Origin of the sequence: Caballeronia sp. LjRoot29 (assembly GCF_964252755.1) — a bacterium.
In the GTDB taxonomy this organism is placed as follows: domain Bacteria; phylum Pseudomonadota; class Gammaproteobacteria; order Burkholderiales; family Burkholderiaceae; genus Caballeronia.
Map to the genome: position 1 here is coordinate 1 of NZ_CAXUPU020000006.1, position 18,559 is coordinate 18,559.

General features: G+C 57.1%; 18 protein-coding genes and 1 pseudogene. 9 read left to right on the forward strand and 10 right to left on the reverse strand.

Going from position 1 to position 18,559, the window contains the following annotated elements:
* Positions 1 to 429: 429 nt before the first annotated feature.
* Positions 430 to 2,364 carry an SMP-30/gluconolactonase/LRE family protein gene (locus ACSQ83_RS09155; RefSeq protein ID WP_436227912.1) on the forward strand — a complete coding sequence of 645 codons (1,935 nt, stop codon included), beginning with the start codon at positions 430 to 432 and terminating at the stop codon, positions 2,362 to 2,364.
* Between the two features lie 41 nt (positions 2,365 to 2,405).
* On the opposite strand, the gene ACSQ83_RS09160 is transcribed toward ACSQ83_RS09155, so the two are convergent.
* Entirely contained in the window at positions 2,406 to 3,539 is a 1,134-nt protein-coding gene (locus ACSQ83_RS09160; RefSeq protein ID WP_436227913.1) for an MBL fold metallo-hydrolase, read from the reverse strand.
* Positions 3,540 to 3,632: 93 nt separating this feature from the next.
* Between ACSQ83_RS09160 and ACSQ83_RS09165 the strand changes: the two genes are divergently transcribed.
* Both ACSQ83_RS09165 and ACSQ83_RS09170 read left to right on the forward strand, forming a co-directional pair.
* On the forward strand, positions 3,633 to 4,259 hold the full coding sequence (locus ACSQ83_RS09165) for a TetR/AcrR family transcriptional regulator (protein ID WP_436227914.1): 627 nt from the start codon (positions 3,633 to 3,635) through the stop codon (positions 4,257 to 4,259).
* A 167-nt stretch (positions 4,260 to 4,426) separates the two neighbouring features.
* Positions 4,427 to 4,645 (forward strand): hypothetical protein, encoded by a 219-nt coding sequence (locus tag ACSQ83_RS09170; protein WP_075583274.1) that lies wholly within the window; start codon positions 4,427 to 4,429, stop codon positions 4,643 to 4,645.
* Positions 4,646 to 4,750: 105 nt separating this feature from the next.
* On the opposite strand, the gene pstS is transcribed toward ACSQ83_RS09170, so the two are convergent.
* The 3 genes from pstS to ACSQ83_RS09185 all read right to left on the reverse strand — a co-directional run bounded on the left by pstS (position 4,751) and on the right by ACSQ83_RS09185 (position 8,871).
* A complete protein-coding gene (gene pstS / locus ACSQ83_RS09175) occupies positions 4,751 to 5,842 on the reverse strand; it encodes a phosphate ABC transporter substrate-binding protein PstS (protein ID WP_436227915.1) in 1,092 nt (363 codons plus the stop codon).
* A gap of 84 nt (positions 5,843 to 5,926) precedes the next feature.
* Complete coding sequence (locus ACSQ83_RS09180) at positions 5,927 to 7,414, reverse strand: MFS transporter (protein WP_436227916.1); 1,488 nt, start codon at positions 7,412 to 7,414, stop codon at positions 5,927 to 5,929.
* 476 nt (positions 7,415 to 7,890) lie between these two features.
* Entirely contained in the window at positions 7,891 to 8,871 is a 981-nt protein-coding gene (locus ACSQ83_RS09185) for a Dyp-type peroxidase (protein ID WP_436227917.1), read from the reverse strand.
* 307 nt (positions 8,872 to 9,178) lie between these two features.
* Between ACSQ83_RS09185 and ACSQ83_RS09190 the strand changes: the two genes are divergently transcribed.
* Entirely contained in the window at positions 9,179 to 10,039 is an 861-nt protein-coding gene (locus tag ACSQ83_RS09190; RefSeq protein WP_436227918.1) for a helix-turn-helix transcriptional regulator, read from the forward strand.
* Positions 10,040 to 10,141: 102 nt separating this feature from the next.
* Here the strand turns inward: ACSQ83_RS09190 and ACSQ83_RS09195 are convergent, their stop codons facing one another.
* Positions 10,142 to 10,468 (reverse strand): hypothetical protein, encoded by a 327-nt coding sequence (locus tag ACSQ83_RS09195; RefSeq protein WP_414954561.1) that lies wholly within the window; start codon positions 10,466 to 10,468, stop codon positions 10,142 to 10,144.
* A gap of 247 nt (positions 10,469 to 10,715) precedes the next feature.
* Between ACSQ83_RS09195 and ACSQ83_RS09200 the strand changes: the two genes are divergently transcribed.
* On the forward strand, positions 10,716 to 11,006 hold the full coding sequence (locus ACSQ83_RS09200; RefSeq protein ID WP_436227919.1) for a hypothetical protein: 291 nt from the start codon (positions 10,716 to 10,718) through the stop codon (positions 11,004 to 11,006).
* 228 nt (positions 11,007 to 11,234) lie between these two features.
* The gene (locus ACSQ83_RS09205; protein WP_436227920.1) at positions 11,235 to 12,434 is read left to right on the forward strand and encodes an acyltransferase family protein; all 1,200 of its coding nucleotides are present in this window, start codon (positions 11,235 to 11,237) and stop codon (positions 12,432 to 12,434) included.
* A 329-nt stretch (positions 12,435 to 12,763) separates the two neighbouring features.
* Here the strand turns inward: ACSQ83_RS09205 and ACSQ83_RS09210 are convergent, their stop codons facing one another.
* The 3 genes and pseudogenes from ACSQ83_RS09210 to ACSQ83_RS09220 form a co-directional block, all read right to left on the reverse strand.
* Positions 12,764 to 13,687 carry a sterol desaturase family protein gene (locus ACSQ83_RS09210; RefSeq protein WP_414954684.1) on the reverse strand — a complete coding sequence of 308 codons (924 nt, stop codon included), beginning with the start codon at positions 13,685 to 13,687 and terminating at the stop codon, positions 12,764 to 12,766.
* Positions 13,590 to 14,030 (reverse strand): annotated as a pseudogene (locus ACSQ83_RS09215) (SRPBCC domain-containing protein); the annotation flags it as partial. The pseudogene ACSQ83_RS09215 and the gene ACSQ83_RS09210, both read right to left, overlap by 98 nt.
* Before the next feature lie 34 nt (positions 14,031 to 14,064).
* A complete protein-coding gene (locus ACSQ83_RS09220) occupies positions 14,065 to 14,445 on the reverse strand; it encodes a VOC family protein (RefSeq protein ID WP_414954685.1) in 381 nt (126 codons plus the stop codon).
* Between the two features lie 71 nt (positions 14,446 to 14,516).
* Here ACSQ83_RS09220 and ACSQ83_RS09225 point away from each other — a divergent pair, with 71 nt between their 5' ends.
* Entirely contained in the window at positions 14,517 to 14,903 is a 387-nt protein-coding gene (locus ACSQ83_RS09225) for an ester cyclase (protein ID WP_414954686.1), read from the forward strand.
* 50 nt (positions 14,904 to 14,953) lie between these two features.
* Here the strand turns inward: ACSQ83_RS09225 and ACSQ83_RS09230 are convergent, their stop codons facing one another.
* Entirely contained in the window at positions 14,954 to 15,958 is a 1,005-nt protein-coding gene (locus ACSQ83_RS09230) for an alpha/beta hydrolase family protein (RefSeq protein WP_436227921.1), read from the reverse strand.
* A gap of 514 nt (positions 15,959 to 16,472) precedes the next feature.
* On the opposite strand from ACSQ83_RS09230, the gene ACSQ83_RS09235 reads away from it, so the two are divergent.
* Positions 16,473 to 17,165, forward strand: a complete 693-nt coding sequence (locus ACSQ83_RS09235) for an O-methyltransferase (protein WP_436227922.1) — start codon at positions 16,473 to 16,475, stop codon at positions 17,163 to 17,165.
* A 150-nt stretch (positions 17,166 to 17,315) separates the two neighbouring features.
* Complete coding sequence (locus ACSQ83_RS09240; RefSeq protein WP_436227923.1) at positions 17,316 to 18,062, forward strand: glucose 1-dehydrogenase; 747 nt, start codon at positions 17,316 to 17,318, stop codon at positions 18,060 to 18,062.
* Positions 18,063 to 18,186: 124 nt separating this feature from the next.
* Here the strand turns inward: ACSQ83_RS09240 and ACSQ83_RS09245 are convergent, their stop codons facing one another.
* Complete coding sequence (locus ACSQ83_RS09245) at positions 18,187 to 18,459, reverse strand: hypothetical protein (RefSeq protein ID WP_436227924.1); 273 nt, start codon at positions 18,457 to 18,459, stop codon at positions 18,187 to 18,189.
* Positions 18,460 to 18,559 lie beyond the last annotated feature (100 nt).

Here is an 18,559-nt window from a genome sequence, read left to right on the forward strand (position 1 = left end):
TGTTTTTAAGTAATCAATTGAATCGGTCAATTCTCTACGACTGGCATAAATCGGCGTTTGCCGTTCCGTCAATCACGTCGAATTAATTCACGCTTATGACGTCGAATCAGGATTGGGCATTTATTTTTGATTTTTTATCGATGCATTTTAGAATATTTCATCATACGATTAGGTATGGCGATATTTTTGCGGTATGCGCAAAGTAACTACCGGAGGGTTTCGGGATTCGAGCCTTATAGCGTAAGGATTACTTGGCATATGCCTTCTAGCACTACATTGACCGTGCCGATTCTCTTAATTCCATAAGTGCCCCGTTTAATTTTTACGTTTAACCCAATCAAGCGCCGACCCACGGGTCGCGGGGCTTAGGGGTGTTATCGCCTGCGCATTCTGCATCTGGATTAGGCGACCATTACGAGACCAATTTTCATGTTAAAAAAGCGCATTCGTGCGGTATTTGCCGCCGCTGTATTGATCGCGGCAATTGTGCCGGAGTGTCAGGCGCAATACACCACTGACTGGGTTGCGAACACATACGGAACGAATTCCACTTATGTCGGTAATGGCGCCCGCTCCATATGGGTTGCGCCCGAGGGGACTATTTATACCGCTTCCCTCTGGGACGAAAACGAAGGCGGCGTTGCTATCTACGGCAATCGCCAGAACATGGGGTCCATCGGAATTCATAACGAATTCCAGGGCAGCGCCATTACGGGTAACGCAACTTCGATTTTTGCCGCCTTGCAATATGACAGGACCAACGGCAGCGGCTGGGTAGGGCGATATAACCGAACCAGTAAAACACGCGATCTTTCCATCCCCGTCAGTGCGACAACGACCCAGACGCGGGGTGATGTCGTGACCGGACTCGCGACATCGGGCTCCCTTCTTTATGCGAGCGACTTCCCTGGAAATCGCGTCCGCGTCTTTACCACCGACGGTGTTTGGCAAAGCGATATCAACGTGGCAGCGCCCGGAGCGCTCGCCGTGGACAGCGCCGGCAACGTCTGGGTCGCGCAGCAGAACGCCGGCACGATCGTCGAGTTCAGCGCGGCCGGCGCAGCGTTGAACTCGATCCAGATGCCCGCCACGTCCCGCCCGAGCGCGTTGTATTTCGATCCAACGGCTGGACAGCTTCTGGTCGGCGACGAAGGGCCCGACATGAACATCAAGATCTATCAGACCGCGGCGAGCACGGGTCAGCCAACGCAGGTCGGCACGTTCGGCATTCAGGGCGGGTATCTGGACACGACTACGGGCATCAAGGGCCAAGTCGGGGACAAGCGCTTCACCCGCGTTGCCGGCATTGGCAAGGACGCCACCGGCAATCTGTATGTCCTCAACAACCCGTGGGGTGGAACGTGGGATCTTGGCCGCAACGGCACTACCGACATCCACGCCTACGACAGTTCAGGCACCTTGCAGTGGACGCTTCAGGCGTTGAACTTTGAAGGCAACGGCGCACCCGACCCCGCGACAGACGGCGCCAATTTCTACGGCGGCTTCAATATCTACACGGGCGGCGCGGGCGGAACGTTCGTGGCGAACACGGTCGATCCGATCGACTATCCGTCCGATCCACGCATCGATATGAGCGACACCCAGCGCGGCGAGCACTTCGCACAAATTGCCACGGTCGGCGCAAACCGGATCATGGTGGCGGCCGGCCAGAATCCGGGAATTTTTTACTTCTTCCACTTCAACGCGGCCAATGGCTACATCGCCATCCCCGATGGATCTTTACCCGGCACGGCGTTCAATGCCACTGCATTGATCACGGGAGGATTTTGTCTCGACAGCAACGGAAACATCTGGGCCGGCCCGGACCGCACGAACCGCATTTATTACTATCCGTTGACCGGTTTTGACGCCGACGGCAAACCGAGCTGGGGAGCGGGCATTGCATATGCCACGCCGAGGTCCATCTGGCCGATGACGCGGATCATCTACCTCCCGGAGAGCGACACCATGATCCTGGCGCAAGGCATAGTCGGAAGTACAGACTGGACCTCGATAGGAACACGGGTCGAGGTGTATCACGGCTGGCTTGCAGGTAACCAGCGCGCACCGAATCCGGTGATCAACCTGACCAGCCCCAATCCGAAATCGATCACGGCCGCCGGCAACTATCTGTTCGTCGGGTATGTAGGAACCGTGCCTAACATTGACGCCTTCAATCTCTCCACGGGTAACCTGGACACGACCTTCACCAATAGCAACCCCGCTGCCGTGGACGTAGGCAATAACGTCGATTCAATGTATGGCCTGAGGTCATATCTGCGGTCGACCGGCGAGTACGTGGTCACGAAGGACAACTACAACCAGTCCAATCTCATTGTTTATCGATGGACGCCGGGGTCGTAGCTGTATTTGACGGCGAGCTTCATTGAATGATCAGTGAATGCTTAGCCCTGCGAATTTACTTCGCTTGCATTGCGGCATGAGAACCATCGCCGCGTTGTCCTCGGCTCTTGCACGACGTCCGCTGTCTCGCGCCACCACCGCTGACCGCGGTGCGGCGCGGCCAGGTCAAGCCGCTCTCCCATGCGCGGCGTCGTGAGCAGAATGCCACTTGCGGCGGCGAGCCCCGTCACGCGCTCGAACGGATCCTGCCAGCGATGCATCGCGAGATCGAACGTGCCGTTGTGGATCGGCATCAGCCAGTCGCCGCGCAGATCGAGATGGGCCTGCACGGTTTGGTCAGGCTGCATGTGCACGTACGGCCATTGGGCGTCGTAGGCACCCGTCTCGATCATCGTTACGTTGAATGGACCCAGCCGTTCGCCGATCGTCCTGAAGCCGTCGAAGTAGCCTGTATCGCCGCTGAAGAACACGCGCAGATCGGCGTCGACGATAACCCACGATGCCCACAAGGTGCTGTTGCCATCGAAGAGGCTGCGGCCCGAGAAATGCTGCGAAGGCGTTGCCGTGAAAGTGATGCCGTCGATCTCAACGCCTTGCCACCAGTCGAACTGACGAACCTTCGACGCGTCGATGCCCCATTCGATGAGCCGATCGCCCACGCCGAGCGGCGTCAAAAAGATGCCCGTGGTGTTCGCGAGCGCAAGGACCGTCTCGCGGTCCAGATGGTCGTAATGGTCGTGGGACAGAATCACGCCACGCAGTGGCGGCAGGTCAGCGAGCGCAATGGGCGGGGCATGAAAGCGTTTTGGACCAAACCGTTTGAACGGCGACGCACGTTCGGCGAAGACCGGATCGGTCAGCCAGAATTGACCCCGCAGCTTGAGCAACATGGTTGAATGCCCGAGGCGAAACAAGCTGCGATCCGGCGCCGCGTCAAGCTGTTCGCGCGTCAGCGCATCGACAGGCAGAGGGCTTGATGGCACAGTACCGGCGGGTTTCTTGAACAGCAGATTCCATGCAATGCCCAGGGTCTTTCCGATTCCTTCCAAGGGACGAGGGCTGACATTACGGAAGCGCTCGCCATTGTGCTGCGTTGACGAGTCAAATGATTCGCGGCCGCGTTGCGCCGCTGTTAGCCCCAAGGCACGGCGGATAGAACCGGTGAACGATGTCATGTAATGGCGTCCCAATTTCAAAAGTAGGGAAAGTAGACTGCACAGTGTAGTTTATCGTAGAAAAAAGTAAACTACCTGGTGTAAAATTTATCGATGAATACGACTGCCGACTCCACCACCAACCTGCCACGTCTCACCGATCGCAAGCGCGCCGCTGTGATCGCTGCGGCTATTGAAGAATTTCTCGCCGCGGGTTTCGACGCCACCAGCATGGACCGCGTTGCAGCCCGCGCGGGCGTATCGAAGCGCACGGTCTACAACCATTTTCCAAGCAAGGAAGCGCTGTTCGCAGCCACCCTGCGGCAGTTGTGGGACTCGAGTGATACGGGCGAGGCGCCTGCTTATTCCAACTCGCAGCCGTTGCGCGCGCAGTTGCTGCAATTGCTGCTTAAAAAGCTGAGTCTTTTAAATAACGAGGCTTTCTTGTCGCTCGCGCGCGTCGCAATAGCGGCGGGCATTCATTCGCCGGAGCGTGCGCGCGACATGGTGGCGCGCATGGGTGAGCGCGAAGAAGACCTGACCGTATGGATTCGCGCAGCGACTGCCGATGGCCGGCTCAAGACATCGGACCCCGTGTTCGCTTCGCTGCAATTGCAGGCTCTCGTCAAGGCGTTTGCTTTCTGGCCGCAAGTGACAATGGGGCAGTCTCCGTTAAGCAAGCGTGAACAAAAGCAAGTAGCGGAATCCGCCGCTGACATGTTTCTTGCGCGCTATGCATGAGGTGCGCGATGATCTTAGCGCTTGGTAAACGAGCCTCGTAAACTCCGGTTACGGCGCCTCAACAATATTCCCCCATGGAGTTCACGCAAGTGACACCGCATTTAACTATCGTGGTGATGCTCATTCCTATTGTGGATTGAGCCCCGTTGCAAATACCGGAGACTTCCATGAGCGATCAACACGAAGTTCATCACCATCATCACGAAGCAGCCAAGCACCTCGATTCGGCCGCGAAGCATCATCGCGAAGCAGCCAAGCACGCCGAAGCAGGCGACCACGAGAGTGCAAGCCACCATGCTCACCTGGCGCATGGTCACGGGTTGCATGCGGGCGAGCACGCTGAACACGCAGCCAAGAAGGCAGCGCATTTGCACAGCGGCCACTGATTGATTTGGTTTGGATCAGATGTTTCGGACAACGCACGAGGTTCGAGTGCGTTGTCCGGATGCAGTCACTTGTCTACGATTAGTGATTGATGCTTGCATGCGCTGCTACTTGATTGATTGAACCTGTGCCTGACTCAACTCCCACGTGTGCGGTGGCAGCGGAATGAAGTGCACCGTATCGAGGTAGGCCTCATTGGTCTCGGACGGCACGATCGACCAGAGCAAGAACCTGCGCAGCGCGGCCGCAGTGGTGGCGTCAGGTTGCTTCGTCGAAACAACCGCGTACTCGTAATTGACGAGCGGATACGAGCCCGATGCCGGCGCGAACACCAGGCTCAAGCGTTCATCAGCCGGCGTGCGCGGACCCAGTGAAGCGGCGCCTGCCGTGATCGCGTCTTTGCTTGGCGTAACAAATTCGCCCGCTCCATTCTTGAGCGCGGTGGTGCCGAGATGCGCAGCGGTCAGCTTGTCAGTAAAACTAACGCCGACATAACCAATCGAATAAGGCGTTGTCTGCAGCGCCTGCAGCATGCCCGCGTTGCCCGTTGCAGTCGCACTACCCGGCACGCTCGGCCACGAGATCGACGTGCCATATCCCTGGTTGCTTTCCCAATTCGGCGTCGAGAATGACAGGAACTGGGTGAACACGAAGGTATCTCCGGAGCCCTCGGCGCGATGGATCGGCACGATCGGGTTATGCGGCAACGCTACGCCTGGATTGAGTGCGGCGATCGGCGGCGCATCCCAGTTGCGAATCTCGCCCGTGTAGATGCCGGCGAGCACCGGCCCGTCCATCTTGAGGTGCGTCGTGTTGAGACCGGGCACGTTGTAGTTGACCGTCTGCGCGGCAATGGCCAGCGGGACGTTGATGATCTGCGGGTGTTGCCGCATGTCGGCGTCGGTCATATAGGCGTCCGAAGCACCTATCTGGACCTTTCCAGCGAGCACTTGCTGGATGCCGGCCTCGGAGCCTGTCTCGCCCACCGTAATATGAACGCCGGGATGAGTCTTCGTGTACTCGGCCACCCATGTGATGAAGAGCGGATACATCAAGGTCGAGCCGGTTTCGCTCAATGTGAGGTCCTGTGCATTGGCCAATGCGCTCGTCATCAAGCCGAACGCAGCCATGCACAGCGGCAGGGCTGCGAACCGGTGCGGGCGCATCCGCCGTGCCGTGTTTTTATGTTGCTTAGTCATGCACGTCTCCGTCGCGATACGGGGAAACCATCTCTTGTGTGGGGAACATCGTGGCGGTCTGTGAGCGCGTGCCTGTTGTTAGATCTATCGTCCAATGTCGTCAAGGCTCACGCCGTTTGTCTCGATGCGGAAGATCCACGTCACCACGGCGCCGAGAATCGATGTGCCCACGAGAATGTAGAGAAGCGGACCGGTGCCAATGCCCGTGAGCAGAATGGGAAACAGGAACGCAGTCGCGACCGCGCCGATCTTGCCGACAGCCGCCGCGAACCCGGCTCCGGTGCCGCGTATGGCCGTTGGAAACACTTCGCCTGCGAGCAGATAGGTTTGTGCATTCGGGCCCAGGTTGGTCATGAAATTGAAGAGCATGAAGCCGGCGAAAATCACCACCGTCTTCGTCGATCCTTCAAATCCATCGGATAACGAAGCAATCAGGAGGCCTGCCGCGCAACCGATAAAACCAATCACTTGCAGCCAGATCCGTCCGACCTTGTCCGCGAGGATGACCGCGAAGATGATGCCGACAATCAGCAGCAGGGTAATGAGGGCTGAGCCCTTGGCCGCAAGTATGTCGTTCAGTATCAGGTCGCTGATGCTTCGGACATGGTCAGGTTTGCTGCCGAACGCTGCTGCGAGAATGGTCGGCGTGAAGATGCCGATGCCGTACGTGCCGAGATCCTGCAGGAACCACGGTACCGAGGCCAGGATGGTGGCGCGCAGGTTACGCCGCGCGAACAGCGCGGCAAAGCTCTTGTTGCCGCCGTGGACTGTGGCGGCCATTTCCAGTTCGCGCGACAGCGCAATACTTGTCGGGTACTGCGGGCTGCGCACTAGCAATCGCTGCGCAGCGGCTTCCGCGCGGTCGACCGCGCCGCGAATATGCAGCCAGCTCGGGCTTTCCGTGATGTAGAAGCGGCCGATGGTTACCGCCAGCGCCGGGATGATCGCGGTGCCGTACATCCAGCGCCATGAATCGAGTGTCGGGATGGTCGAGAGCACCAGGAAGCCCACGGCCGTGCCGCCGAGCGCGCCCAACGCCTGGAAGCCGAACGCTGCCAGCACGAGCTTGCCCCGACTGCTGCTAGGGATGCTTTCGGAGATGATCATGTGCGCGGTCGGGTAATCACAACCGAGCGCCACGCCAAGTCCAAAAAGGCAGATCACGAGCGATGTGAAGTTGGTGCAAAGAACGAGCAGCACCAGGAACGCCACGAAGATGATCATCTCCACGATGAACATCCGTTTACGCCCGAAGTAGTCGGACATGCCCCCCAGTCCCACCGCTCCGACCAGGATGCCCATCAGGCTCGCGGCGCTGATGAAACCGTTCTGCGCCGCACTGATGCCGAACTCGCGCGAGATCAGCGGGAGTGCGACCCCCGTCATGAAAACGACGAACCCTTCGAAGAACTTTCCCGCTGCGGCCAGCGCCCAGATGCGCCATTGCATCGCGGTCATGGGCACCGATGGGAGGCGTGTCCCGTCGGGCCACATCGGATGTTCATCGATGTACTGCTGGACCGACTTCACACCGTTGCTCTGTAACCTGTCGGAATCTGCCACATCATGCATGTCTCGCTCCTGGTGCGATTGCGGCTATTGTTTTCGATGGCGATAAGACGCTGGAGAGTAGTTACTCGCGGGCGTAGTCGCTTAACTGAGGCTTAGTTGAGGCTTAGCACATGCACCATGTCGCCTTCGATGGTCGAAGCGAATCCTTCGCAGAGAATGTGCGATGCCAGATGGCCATCGTGACGGGGGCAGGTGTCGTGCAGATGACAAGAGCGGACCGGCAGCGGACCTATAGTTGACGGGGTTTGTAAGCTTGCTGAAGAGAAGAAGAAAGACTGATGCGTTCGCATGCGGCTTTCATGAGGCTTGCTTACTTAAGTATTCCTGATTTCTTTCAATACGCTTCTGATGCGGGAGTTTTGTCTAGGTAATCTGCTTGTATGGATTGCCCGCAAGGGATCATTCTTGCGGGGCAAAATGCAGTGTCGACACACTCTGCAGACGACGCACGCAACAAGCCGTTGCGTGGTCAGCGATCACCCAGCCGAGGGTGATTCTTCCTTCGAAGCCTGCGGATCGCGATCCGCGAGGTCTTCAAGCATGGACGCGGATGGAACAAAGAACAGGCCGCCCGTGACCGCGCGGCTGTAATCGAGAAGCCGGTCGTAATTGCCCGGAGGGCGTCCAACAAACATGTTCTCGAGCATCTGCTCGATGGGTTCAGGCGCACTCGCATAACCAATAAAGTACGTCCCGAACTCACCCGCGCCTGGACGGCCGAATGCCATGTTGTGACGCAGGATCTTCACTTCCTTGCCGTCCTTCTCGATGGTCGTTAGCGAGCTATGCGAAGACGAGGGTTTGACTCCATCGGCGAGCTCGACATCGGACAATTTCCTGCGGCCGATAATACGTTCCTGCGCCTCGACTGGCAGTGATTCCCAAGCCACCATGTCGTGCAGATACTTCTGCACCATCACATAGCTGCCACCCGCAAATGCCGGATCCTGATCGCTGATGAGGGCGAACTCGACTGCCTCGCGGCCGCTCGGGTTTTCCGTGCCATCGACAAAACCCACCATGTCGCGCAGGTCGAAATAGCGAAAGCCATGGACTTCATCGACGACCGAGACCGCGTCGCGCAGGCGCTCCATCAACAGGGAAGCGAGCTCAAAGCAGAGATCCATATGGTCTGCGCGGATGTGCAGCAGGATATCGCCCGGCGTCCCGATAGCGCGGCGCTTGCCCTCGCCAAACTCGCGGAAGGCGTGAAGATTCGCAGGACGTGGCGCACCGAAAAGCGTGTCCCAGCCGTCTGAGCCAAAACCGCAGACGCACGAGAGGTTGGCCGTAGGCGCGCGAGTACCGACCGCACGAACCAGAGCGGCGACGTCAGCGCATAACGCGCGTACCGTGCTCGCGCTGTCGGGACCGGCTTTAAGCGTGGCGACCAGGAAGATCGCGCTGCGGGAGATGGAATCGCAAACGGCTTGGGGCTCTGGAATGTCGGTGGGCATCGGATGAATATTCTCGATTTGTCAGGGAGTCCGGCAAGAGCGAGCGGGTGCTTTGCTAATGCCAAGACTCCGTTGCGGAATGTTTTGACAAGGTTAGTCAATTCTCGGGATCGACGCGAGTGGGAAGGCGGATTTTCTGCTTAGCGTTCAGCGTCGCGGGTCAGGCGCCGCGCTTTTGTAAGGCTCTGGAAATAGCAGAATCCGCGCTGGTCGGTAGCTGCATTCCTTCGTCGAACCTCGTTGTACGAGATAAAATCATCCTGTTAAAGTGACTACATTATTCAGGTATACGTCTAACAGGTTGCACATGCCCCACGAGAACGAGAGCTCACGCGCGAACGACAATCGGCTCGGCAGCTATCTGAAGAACCGGCGGACGAAGCTCGATCCCGCGACCTTCGGTTTCTCCGGTAGCCGGCGGCGGACGGCGGGATTGCGCCGGGAAGAGGTGGCGCAGCGCGCGAATATCAGTGCAGCCTGGTACACGTGGCTTGAGCAGGGGCGCGGCGGTAATCCGTCGGCGGAGGTGCTGGACCGTATCGCGAGCGCGCTGATGCTGACTGAAGTCGAGCGCGAACACGTGTTCCTGCTCGGCCTTGGTCATCCGCCTGAGGTCCGCTATCGCGGCGGTGACGCGATCACGCCACGGTTGCAGCGCCTGCTCGAGGCGCTGCCCTATAGCCCGGCGATCGTCAGGACGGCGACGTGGGACGTGGTCGCCTGGAACCGGGCGGCGGCGGCCGTGCTCACCGACTACGGCAGCCTGCCGCCCAAGCAACGCAACATTCTGCGCATGATCTTCTGCGATCCGCGCGTGCGTGCTGCGCAGTTCGATTGGGAAAGCGTAGCCCGCTTCGTGGTGAGCGCTTTCCGAATCGATGCCACCCGCGCAGGCGCTGACGCTGAAGTGGCGCCGCTTATCGATGAACTGTGCCGGTCCAGTCCCGAGTTCGCCGCCATGTGGCAGGACAACGAGGTGCAGACTCACGGCGAAGGGGTCAAGCACTTGCGCCACCCGGTGCTCGGGCCGATCTCGCTGGAATACTCGTCCTTCGCGGTCGATGGGCGGCCGGATCTTCAAATGATTGTCTACAACCCGGCGACACCGGTCGATCAGGAACGGCTCAGGTCCTTGATCGAAATAGCGCCCGTGATGGCAGCGGAATGAATTCCTGGCGTTCGATATTGCTTTCGCGCGATTGTCAGAAGACCTGGTTGCGGTAGTCCTTGACAGCAATGAGGGCGATTTCGTAATCGAGGCTGCATGCCTCTATCGCCTGGGCCCTTTCATGATTTCCGACTCCATTGCGGCATGCCATTCCTCGCTCGCCTCGATGGAATCCATCTCTTCCTCAACGGATCCCATAGCGCGCTCGGCGGCCGCTTTTGTCTCGTCTGCCGAGGTGTCTAACTCGTCGAATTCGTCGTTCTCGTCGCCCGGGGGTTGCAACATGTCCTTAAGCATTGCACTTAGCTCCAACGTGTCCCAAGGCAAGCCACGCTGCGTCTGCAATTTAATGTAATGCCTCACTTCCGCGTTCTGCTCAGGAGTGAGGGGCAAGCCCCGAAAAGTGGTGTCAGGGTCAAGGTCTGTCATGGTTTCCTCCGACGGGCGGCTTGGTCTTCAGTGTAGCGCGACATGCAGAGGGTCCAACAATTCAAACGTTGCTGGCACGGCGGCGACACTCGACGGGATTGATTACATCGTCGACAATTGAAGGTCATTTTTCGTCAGCGATATCGTGCCCATGGTGAGAAGAACATTCATTACGCTTTTGTGTGCTGCATTGTTCGTTGGCAATGTAACGGCTTCGGAGCAGTCACAAAGACCGCCGGGGCCGGTAATGATGGTTCATTTCGATTACTACCCCAAGGACCGCCAGAAAATAAGCGCGCTGGAGCATCGGCTAGAACGTGCGATAAAGCGTGCGGGCGCTGGCGAGCTTGGCGAGACTGAGTTTCATATAGACGGCAATGATGGCTATTTGTATATGTACGGTCCCGATCCCGATCGACTCTATGCAGCGACGGGTCCAATCCTGAAGTCGTCCAGACTGATGACCGATGCCGAAGTCACGAAGCACTACGGCTCTCGCACCGAAACGTTCGTGATACACCGAGCCGGCACGCAATAGCGACGCACCTGTCGCACTCGAACGCGTCGCTCACAGCCGACCGCTCACGCGAATGTTGGCCGGCCGCGTTTTAGAGAATGGTCCAAATCCAATTTTGGTTCGTAAGATGCGTGCCGCAGCGCACATCAGGTCGTTTTTACCAATGCTAGATTGAGGGATGTAAATGGCGGTAAAAACGAAAAAAATCAGGATTGTTTATTCGTCTCCAAAAAATAAAAAGGCCAACGAATGTCCGCGACACATAATAGATTTGACGCGCTCGACGGGCTGAGAGGCGTTGCCGCTATCGCAGTAATGATCTCCCACTTCAGCCAGGAAACGGTCTTCAAAAACGCTTATGAAGCGGTCGATCTGTTCTTCATGTTGAGCGGTTTCGTCATCGCACATTCTTACGGTGCGCGCCTCTTGAACGGCATGACAAGTACTGAATATGTGAGCAGGCGCCTGATCCGCCTGTATCCAATGTTGCTGATTTCCTTGCTGATCGCGCTGCCGGTTTTTATCGAGGCGGGAGCGGTAGGTTTATCGAACTATTCGGTCCGAAATGTTGCCGCCGCGACGCTCGATAATTTTTTTCTCGCTCCCTATCTCGGCGATTTCGGCGCGGCCAGCATGACCAGCATTCAGTCGGTACCGCCGGCGCAACTCACCATAGCCGCCATTTTTCCCAGTAACCCACCGGCGTGGTCGCTGTTCTTCGAGGTGCTCGCAAGTCTCGCGTTCGCGTTTGTTGTGCGCCTGAGTACTCGGTCGATATTCAAAATAATCGTCTTCAGCGCCGTCATGTTCGTCGTATTCAGCGCACTGACGGTCGTTGAAACGCATGGTCACGGGTTTGCTGATTTCGAGCAAGGCTGGTCCAGCAGCAGGCTTGACGGCGGGTTTTTCCGGATCGCGTTCGGGTTTATGGCAGGCGTGTTTTTGTACAACGTTAAAAGTGCGAGCGCCAAACCGGTGAGGGCAATGGTGCCTCGGGTGTTTGCAAACATCTACGTGCTGTACGCGTTGGTACTGGTTTTGTTCTTATTCCCCATGTCGCTGCGCGGCTTGTATCCGATGCTTATTATTTTCTGCGTCGCGCCGTGGTTGGTATTGTTCGGGTCGACGGTTCAGTGCACGTCCCCGGTTGAAATACAAATAGCCCGATTCCTTGGATGGCTCTCGTATCCTGTTTACCTGCTTCATTACCCCATAGGACAGGCGGTATATATGGTCACGGGAACACCGAACGCGTCCGCGCCGGCGCCGATGTTGGTAGCAAGCGCCATTACGATTGTGAGCGCGATCATCTTGACGAAATTCGTTGAAGAGCCGGTACGCAATTTTCTTTCTAAACGATTTGTGGGCCGGTCTACCGCGGTGCCTGTCATTTCGTTAGACGCCGCAACGTTAGACGCAAGCATCCTAAGCGACCAGACGCCTGTTTAACATGGTGTGGTGGGGTTTGACACCACGTTGTTGCAGTTGCAGGTACGTGGTTCAAATGGCGCAGCGCTAGCTCCGACCGGTTGCGCTGCGCCGACTGCTCTGTATTCTTGAATAACCAACAGAGGTTCGTCGCGTGTTGGAGTCGAGCCCACAGGCCGCATTCTTTGAATCGCAGGATAGAAGAAGCGACCTAAGAATTCCTATCCATCGTCGATAAGCGAAGACATGGATACGAGTAGAAATGTGAGACTTCCATAAGGGCTGGATTACCAGCCCTTATGCATTAAGAAAAGCGCTGACTGCGTGGCTTGCCTTTTTTGGAAAACCCGTCACCGTCCCTGCGTGCTGGCTGGAACCGCGCGGCGTGCGGCGAGGTTTTTTTGACGCAGCGCTTCGGTTGTTTCGCCTGCACCGTCAGCGCGCCAGCCCGGCGGCAGCATCACATAACGAATCGCAGTCCGCACGCTGCCCGCCGTCACGACATCTCGGGCAAGGCTGACCCAGTGTTCGAACTCGACGACCAACGGATTGCGAGAGCGCGTGGGTGTCGTGAGACCGTAACGGCACGGTTCATCAGCGCGTTCTTCGACATACGTGCCGAACAAGCGGTCGAATATGACGAGCACGCCGCCGAAGTTCGCATCGAGATAGTCGGTATTCGATGCATGGTGCACGCGATGTGCAGATGGCGTATTGAACACATATTCGAGCCAGCCGAGTTTCGGGGTCCACGTGTTATGCAGCCAGAATTGATAAAGCAGATTAAAACTTAGCGTCGCCAGCACGATTTCCGGACGCACGCCAAGCCATACAAGCGGTGCGAAAAACATCGCTGAACCGGTCAGCTTTCCGGTCAGCCCAAGCCGGTATGCGGACGAAAGCGTCAGTTGATTCGGCGAGTGGTGAACGGCATGCGTCGCCCAGAAAAATCGAATGCAGTGCGACGCGCGGTGGTACCAGTAGTAGCAAAACTCCTGGCCGATAAAGAGCAGGAACACCATCAGCGCGCTATTGATCGTGACGGTGAAAATCCGATGATCCCAGGCAAGCGCGAAAATCGGCGTCGCGAGCGAAAGCGGTAGCAGTGCGAGCAGTTTGCGACCCGCCACATCGGCCAGTGAAATCCATACTTCATGCCAGTCGAAAGGCATCGCGCTATTGCGCTGTTTGCGGGTGAGTATGCATGCCTCGATCAGCGAGACGGCGATGACGAACAACGTCGCGCAAAGAGCAATTTTTCCAGTGGTAACCATGATGGACAGATAACCGGTTGAGATTGGACGCATCTTTGCGGGAGAAGGCCGTTGTCGCGTCGGGTGAAGCTAATGTAATGTGCGGTCCGGTTAAAAACCATGCGTAAACTATGTCGCCAGATGTCGCGGAATTCGGTTCGTAACAGGTGACGGTAATGATCGCGGACGGCGGCCCATCGCTTTGTTCGCCGTTCCCGGCATTTCTCCATGCCAATCTATTCGGCTTGTCGACGTCGATAAAGACGAAATTCATGTGGAGTTCATGTCCGTCAGGAACGCGCATCACGTGGTGCCAAAGGCCGCTGGGACGTACGTCCATTTCGCATACCGGATTGGTGACGCCGGCGCCGCACCACCATCACGCGGCCAACTCACGTTCAACTCAATGGCCGGGCGAAACTGAGTTCGTGTCCGTCCGGGTCCACGATATGGAAATAGCGTTCATTCCAAGGTGCGTCGCGCGGTGTGAACGCAGGTTTAAATCCGGCTGCGAGCGCCTTGTGATACATCGCATCGACTTCCGACACATAGATGATCACCCGGCCCCACCAGTTGATCGGACCATGCGTCTCTACGGTCAGGTTGAGAAACGACCCGCCCGCGGCGAATGAAGTAAACGGTTCGTTCTCGCCGCCGTGCAATAGCGGGAACCCCAACGCCTGATAGAAGTGCACGGCGCGCCGCATATCGCGCGTGGAGAACGTGATGGCACTTAAGCCTTCGATTAGCGGTTCGGTTCCGGAAGGTGGCGAGTTCATAGCGGTAGGTGGTGGATTTCAACTCATGCTATTTTGGGGCAAGAGTCTTTTAAAAAGATAGGGTTATTGCCATGAATGAAAACGACCTTTCCACCGTCTATCGAGGCTACATTGCGTGCCTGAACGCGCAGGACTGGCCCCAGTTGGGACAGTTTGTTCACGGCGACGTGTACCACAACGACCGGCAGTTAGGCTTGTCAGGTTATCGCGAGATGCTGGAAAAAGACTTTAGCGATATTCCCGACCTGCAATTCAACATTCATCTGCTGATTGCCGATTCGTCTCATGTCGCCAGCCGATTGGAATTCATCTGTAGCCCGAAGGGAAATTTTCTTGGCCTGCCGGTGAACGGAAAGAAAGTTTCCTTCACAGAAAATGTGTTTTATCAATTTCGCGAAGGAAAGATCGAACGAGTATGGTCGGTCATTGACAAGGCCGCTATTGAGGCTCAGCTCTAGCGCGATGAGTTACCGAAGGCGGCAGGCCGTCGCTCATTGTTGTCGGTCAACTAGTTTAGCGAGTTTCGCTGAACCTTGAGGTTGGTATCGAAGAACTTCAGCGCAGCATTCCCGATGTACGCGTGCAAGCTGGTGCGGTCTACGCCGGGCGCATCGATACATGCTTCCGGCCACGTATCCCTTCCATCCTGATCGCATTCGTTAGCGAAGATTTCATGGTCGACAAGGCCCGGCATCACATCAAGCTGTGCGTGGGGAGCGTACTTCGCCGCGAATTCGGCATTATCTTTAGGCGGCGCTTGCGTGTCCCTCGCGCCCACGATGATATAGGCGGGCACCTTCAGTTGAGCAACCCCTTGCTCGTCCATTCCGAAACCCGGCAAGTCGCCCGGCGCCATCGCGAACACTGCCTTGACGCGGCTGTCGGCCACCTTGAGCGCCGGCCCGGCGTCGAGCGGCAAGTCCTTGCGCAGTGACGCGGGCACAAGCTCGTTATTTTTCCAGGCGCGCTGGTAGGCGAGGTACTTGTCCGCGTTCACCATTGCGCCGCCAATCCAGAGCGAGGTGAAGCCACCCTGTGAATGGCCGGCAACACCAATCCGGTTTGGATCGATATGCGGTCCCCAGGCTTTATCGTTCAAGAGGAACGTGATGTCCTTGCTGATGTCGACAGGGCGCTGCCAGAGCTTGCTCCTCGTGTACATGATTGTTGCGTCGTACGTGTTGGCCCGATAGTGATAAAGCGTAGCGACGATATATCCGTGCGATGCCATATATTCCGCAAACCATGCATAGTAAAGTCCGTTGCTGCCATGCCCGTGCGAGAACATGATGAGTGGACGCTTTACATTGTCGGACACCACCTGGGCGTTCTTGTAGAGGTGCAGGTTAGTGAAGAAAACCATGTGCATGGGCTTGTCGGCATTGCTAAGTAAAGCTGGATAGAACAGCGTGAGCGCCAGATGGCGGTTGCCCTGCGCCGTGTCGACGTATTCCATCTGTTTCATCCCGACCGGATAGAGCGCGCCGGGCTGGATGGTTTGCGCGTACGTCATCGCGGACCACATCGCTATGCAGCAGGAAAGGAGCGCCATTGCAGGACGTATTAATCCGCGTTTCGCTAGCAGAGTAGGGTTCATTTTTGTGTTCTCCCGACAGCCAGATTGACCTGTGTTGAATCTGCTTTGTAAGCAACAGTGTGAGCAGGACGCAAAGAGCCCATACGCTAAGACATAAGCAAACAAAAGCGCGAACGGTATGAAGGTATTGCGGAACGGCTGACGCAAAGAACGCTTCGGCCCCGACGCTCTTACTGAGCGCGACGGGCGTCCAGACTATTCAAGGTACCTAACGGAAGTCTGCTAGCGGACAGTAATGTCAGTGTGCGCCGAATTTTGGGCGCATGTAAGCCTTCAATTACAGCGTAGGCGGTGCGAGCTGCCAGTCAATTAATCCTCGTCGTTCGCACAATATTCTTGCGCTCGAAACGTCTTCATTCCCAGCGACCTGCACAACGGTCCCAACTTCCGGACATGACATTCCTTTAGTTTTTCACCAGAGGCCTGACTGATGAACGCCGAATCGAACGTAGAAGCGATAGAAAAATTTCTTCGTGAAGCCAGAACGCCCAAGGGCGAAAGTCCTCTTCAGGATCCACAGGTCAATGCTGTAATCGACCGGGTATGGGCGTCGCAGCGCTATCCGGAAGATGGCGGTCCGCGTGCCAATCCGAGCTGTGATCCCGCTGACTATGCCGACTACGGCTTTTCGATATTCCCTGCCCAAGGCGATCTGATCTACCTGCTTTGCCGCGCTATGCGTGCAACGAGAGTGGTGGAGTTCGCGACTTCGGTCGGATTGTCGACGCTCTATTTCGCTGCAGCAATGCGTGATAACGGCGGGGGAACGGTGATCGGTTCCGAACTGGTTCCTTCGAAGGTGCTGACCGCAAGACGCAATATCGACGAAGCGGGATTGAGCCGCTATGTGGACATTCGCGAGGGCGACGGACGGCAGACGCTGAAGGATCTTGGCGGTCCGGTTGACTTCGCGCTCTTCGATGGTTGGCCGCTAGGGTCGGGACCATCGCTCGCCCGGCAGGTTATCGAAATCGTGGCGCCGCAGATTCGGATCGGCGGATTTTTGATGAACGATAACGGCGAGCCGGACTATATGGAATTCATTCGAGATCCTTCAAACGGCTTTCTGTCTGTCAAATTGCCCATCAAAGGCGGGACGGAACTCTCGGTCAAAATATCCTGAGCTTCAATTGTTCGTCAAATCCATCCAGTCAATTCGTTTTGCGCCGCTTTATCGCGGCCGAAGAGATCTCTACATTCCTTCCAACGCAAATCGATTGGTCGCAAAAACAACCAGTCGATTCCGGTAGCCAATCTCTTCAAGGAAACGATCATGAGCAAGCTCACAGGTAAGGTAGCTGTTGTTACAGGTGCATCCAAGGGTATTGGCGCTGCTATTGCCAAGGCACTCGCAGCAGAAGGCGCTTCGGTAGTCGTCAACTATGCAAGCAGCAAAGCGGGTGCCGATGCTGTTGTAGCAGCAATTACGGCGGCCGACGGCCGGGCAGTTACGGTCGGCGGCGATGTGTCGAAGGCAGCGGACGCGAAGGGCATTATCAACGCGGCCATCGAAAACTTTGGTCGCCTCGACATCCTGGTCAACAATTCAGGGATCTACGAATTCTCGACGATCGAAGAGATCACTGAAGAGCACTTCCACAAGCAGTTCAACACCAACGTGCTAGGCGTGCTGCTTACGACACAAGCGGCCGCGGGTCATCTGGGTGAAGGAGGGAGCATCATCAATGTCAGTTCGGTCGTCAGCCGCATTACGCCGCCGGCGAGTGCCGTCTACAGCGGCACGAAGGGCGCGGTCGATGCGATTACCGGCGTGCTGGCGCGCGAACTCGGGCCGCGTAAAATTCGCGTGAACTCGATCAATCCTGGCGTAGTGGTGACCGAAGGTACCCATAGCGCAGGGATAATCGGGTCCGACCTCGACGCATGGGCGCTCACCCAGACCCCGCTCGGACGATTGGGCCAGCCGGACGATATCGCGTCGATCGCCGTGTTTCTGGCGTCGGACGACTCGCGCTGGTTGACGGGCGAACACATTGTCGCGAGTGGCGGAATGCGCTGATCTGAATGAGCGATTGATAGATCGGTAGATTGGTAGTTTGGTAGTTGAGCCCGACGCGGACCTGTTGTGGTCCCATCGTCGGGCTCGAAATTTTGCGGCCACTGCATCTGTGATTAAACGATCGCTAGCGCCGGCCGCTGCGGCCCCACACGTAGCGCACCCAACGTTGCCATCTGCCTTTCGGCGGCGCGACGGCGTTGCGCGTTGCCTGCTCTTTGCGATCGCGTTCGAGGCTCTTCTGAACCTGTTCATGGATCTCGCGTAGCGTCAGGCCACCGGGGCCCTTGAGTTTGTCGGGATCGGGATTGTCTGTCATGAGAATGGCTCGTTCCGGATAAGTCGACTCGATCTTGAACCAGATGAGCTGTCGCGGCAACCACGCGGCAGATAGTTTCATGGAGCTGACGCCGCGGAATACACGCTCGAACAATCGGCGTCTGGCTTTGACTATTCCGTCTTCGAACTTGCGGCACTGGCACAATCGAGGAGCCCTTCGA

What these genes read in the sequence shown, in the direction of transcription:
- ACSQ83_RS09165 (WP_436227914.1), top strand. Translation starts at nt 3,633, where the DNA reads ATGAATACGACTGCCGACTCCACCACCAACCTGCCACGTCTCACCGAT.
- pstS (WP_436227915.1), bottom strand. Translation starts at nt 5,842, where the DNA reads ATGACTAAGCAACATAAAAACACGGCACGGCGGATGCGCCCGCACCGG.
- ACSQ83_RS09225 (WP_414954686.1), top strand. Translation starts at nt 14,517, where the DNA reads ATGAATGAAAACGACCTTTCCACCGTCTATCGAGGCTACATTGCGTGC.
- ACSQ83_RS09180 (WP_436227916.1), bottom strand. Translation starts at nt 7,414, where the DNA reads ATGCATGATGTGGCAGATTCCGACAGGTTACAGAGCAACGGTGTGAAG.
- ACSQ83_RS09160 (WP_436227913.1), bottom strand. Translation starts at nt 3,539, where the DNA reads ATGACATCGTTCACCGGTTCTATCCGCCGTGCCTTGGGGCTAACAGCG.
- ACSQ83_RS09205 (WP_436227920.1), top strand. Translation starts at nt 11,235, where the DNA reads ATGTCCGCGACACATAATAGATTTGACGCGCTCGACGGGCTGAGAGGC.
- ACSQ83_RS09220 (WP_414954685.1), bottom strand. Translation starts at nt 14,445, where the DNA reads ATGAACTCGCCACCTTCCGGAACCGAACCGCTAATCGAAGGCTTAAGT.
- ACSQ83_RS09230 (WP_436227921.1), bottom strand. Translation starts at nt 15,958, where the DNA reads ATGACGTACGCGCAAACCATCCAGCCCGGCGCGCTCTATCCGGTCGGG.
- ACSQ83_RS09210 (WP_414954684.1), bottom strand. Translation starts at nt 13,687, where the DNA reads ATGGTTACCACTGGAAAAATTGCTCTTTGCGCGACGTTGTTCGTCATC.
- ACSQ83_RS09185 (WP_436227917.1), bottom strand. Translation starts at nt 8,871, where the DNA reads ATGCCCACCGACATTCCAGAGCCCCAAGCCGTTTGCGATTCCATCTCC.
- ACSQ83_RS09235 (WP_436227922.1), top strand. Translation starts at nt 16,473, where the DNA reads ATGAACGCCGAATCGAACGTAGAAGCGATAGAAAAATTTCTTCGTGAA.
- ACSQ83_RS09190 (WP_436227918.1), top strand. Translation starts at nt 9,179, where the DNA reads ATGCCCCACGAGAACGAGAGCTCACGCGCGAACGACAATCGGCTCGGC.
- ACSQ83_RS09170 (WP_075583274.1), top strand. Translation starts at nt 4,427, where the DNA reads ATGAGCGATCAACACGAAGTTCATCACCATCATCACGAAGCAGCCAAG.
- ACSQ83_RS09245 (WP_436227924.1), bottom strand. Translation starts at nt 18,459, where the DNA reads ATGAAACTATCTGCCGCGTGGTTGCCGCGACAGCTCATCTGGTTCAAG.
- ACSQ83_RS09240 (WP_436227923.1), top strand. Translation starts at nt 17,316, where the DNA reads ATGAGCAAGCTCACAGGTAAGGTAGCTGTTGTTACAGGTGCATCCAAG.
- ACSQ83_RS09195 (WP_414954561.1), bottom strand. Translation starts at nt 10,468, where the DNA reads ATGACAGACCTTGACCCTGACACCACTTTTCGGGGCTTGCCCCTCACT.
- ACSQ83_RS09200 (WP_436227919.1), top strand. Translation starts at nt 10,716, where the DNA reads ATGATGGTTCATTTCGATTACTACCCCAAGGACCGCCAGAAAATAAGC.
- ACSQ83_RS09155 (WP_436227912.1), top strand. Translation starts at nt 430, where the DNA reads ATGTTAAAAAAGCGCATTCGTGCGGTATTTGCCGCCGCTGTATTGATC.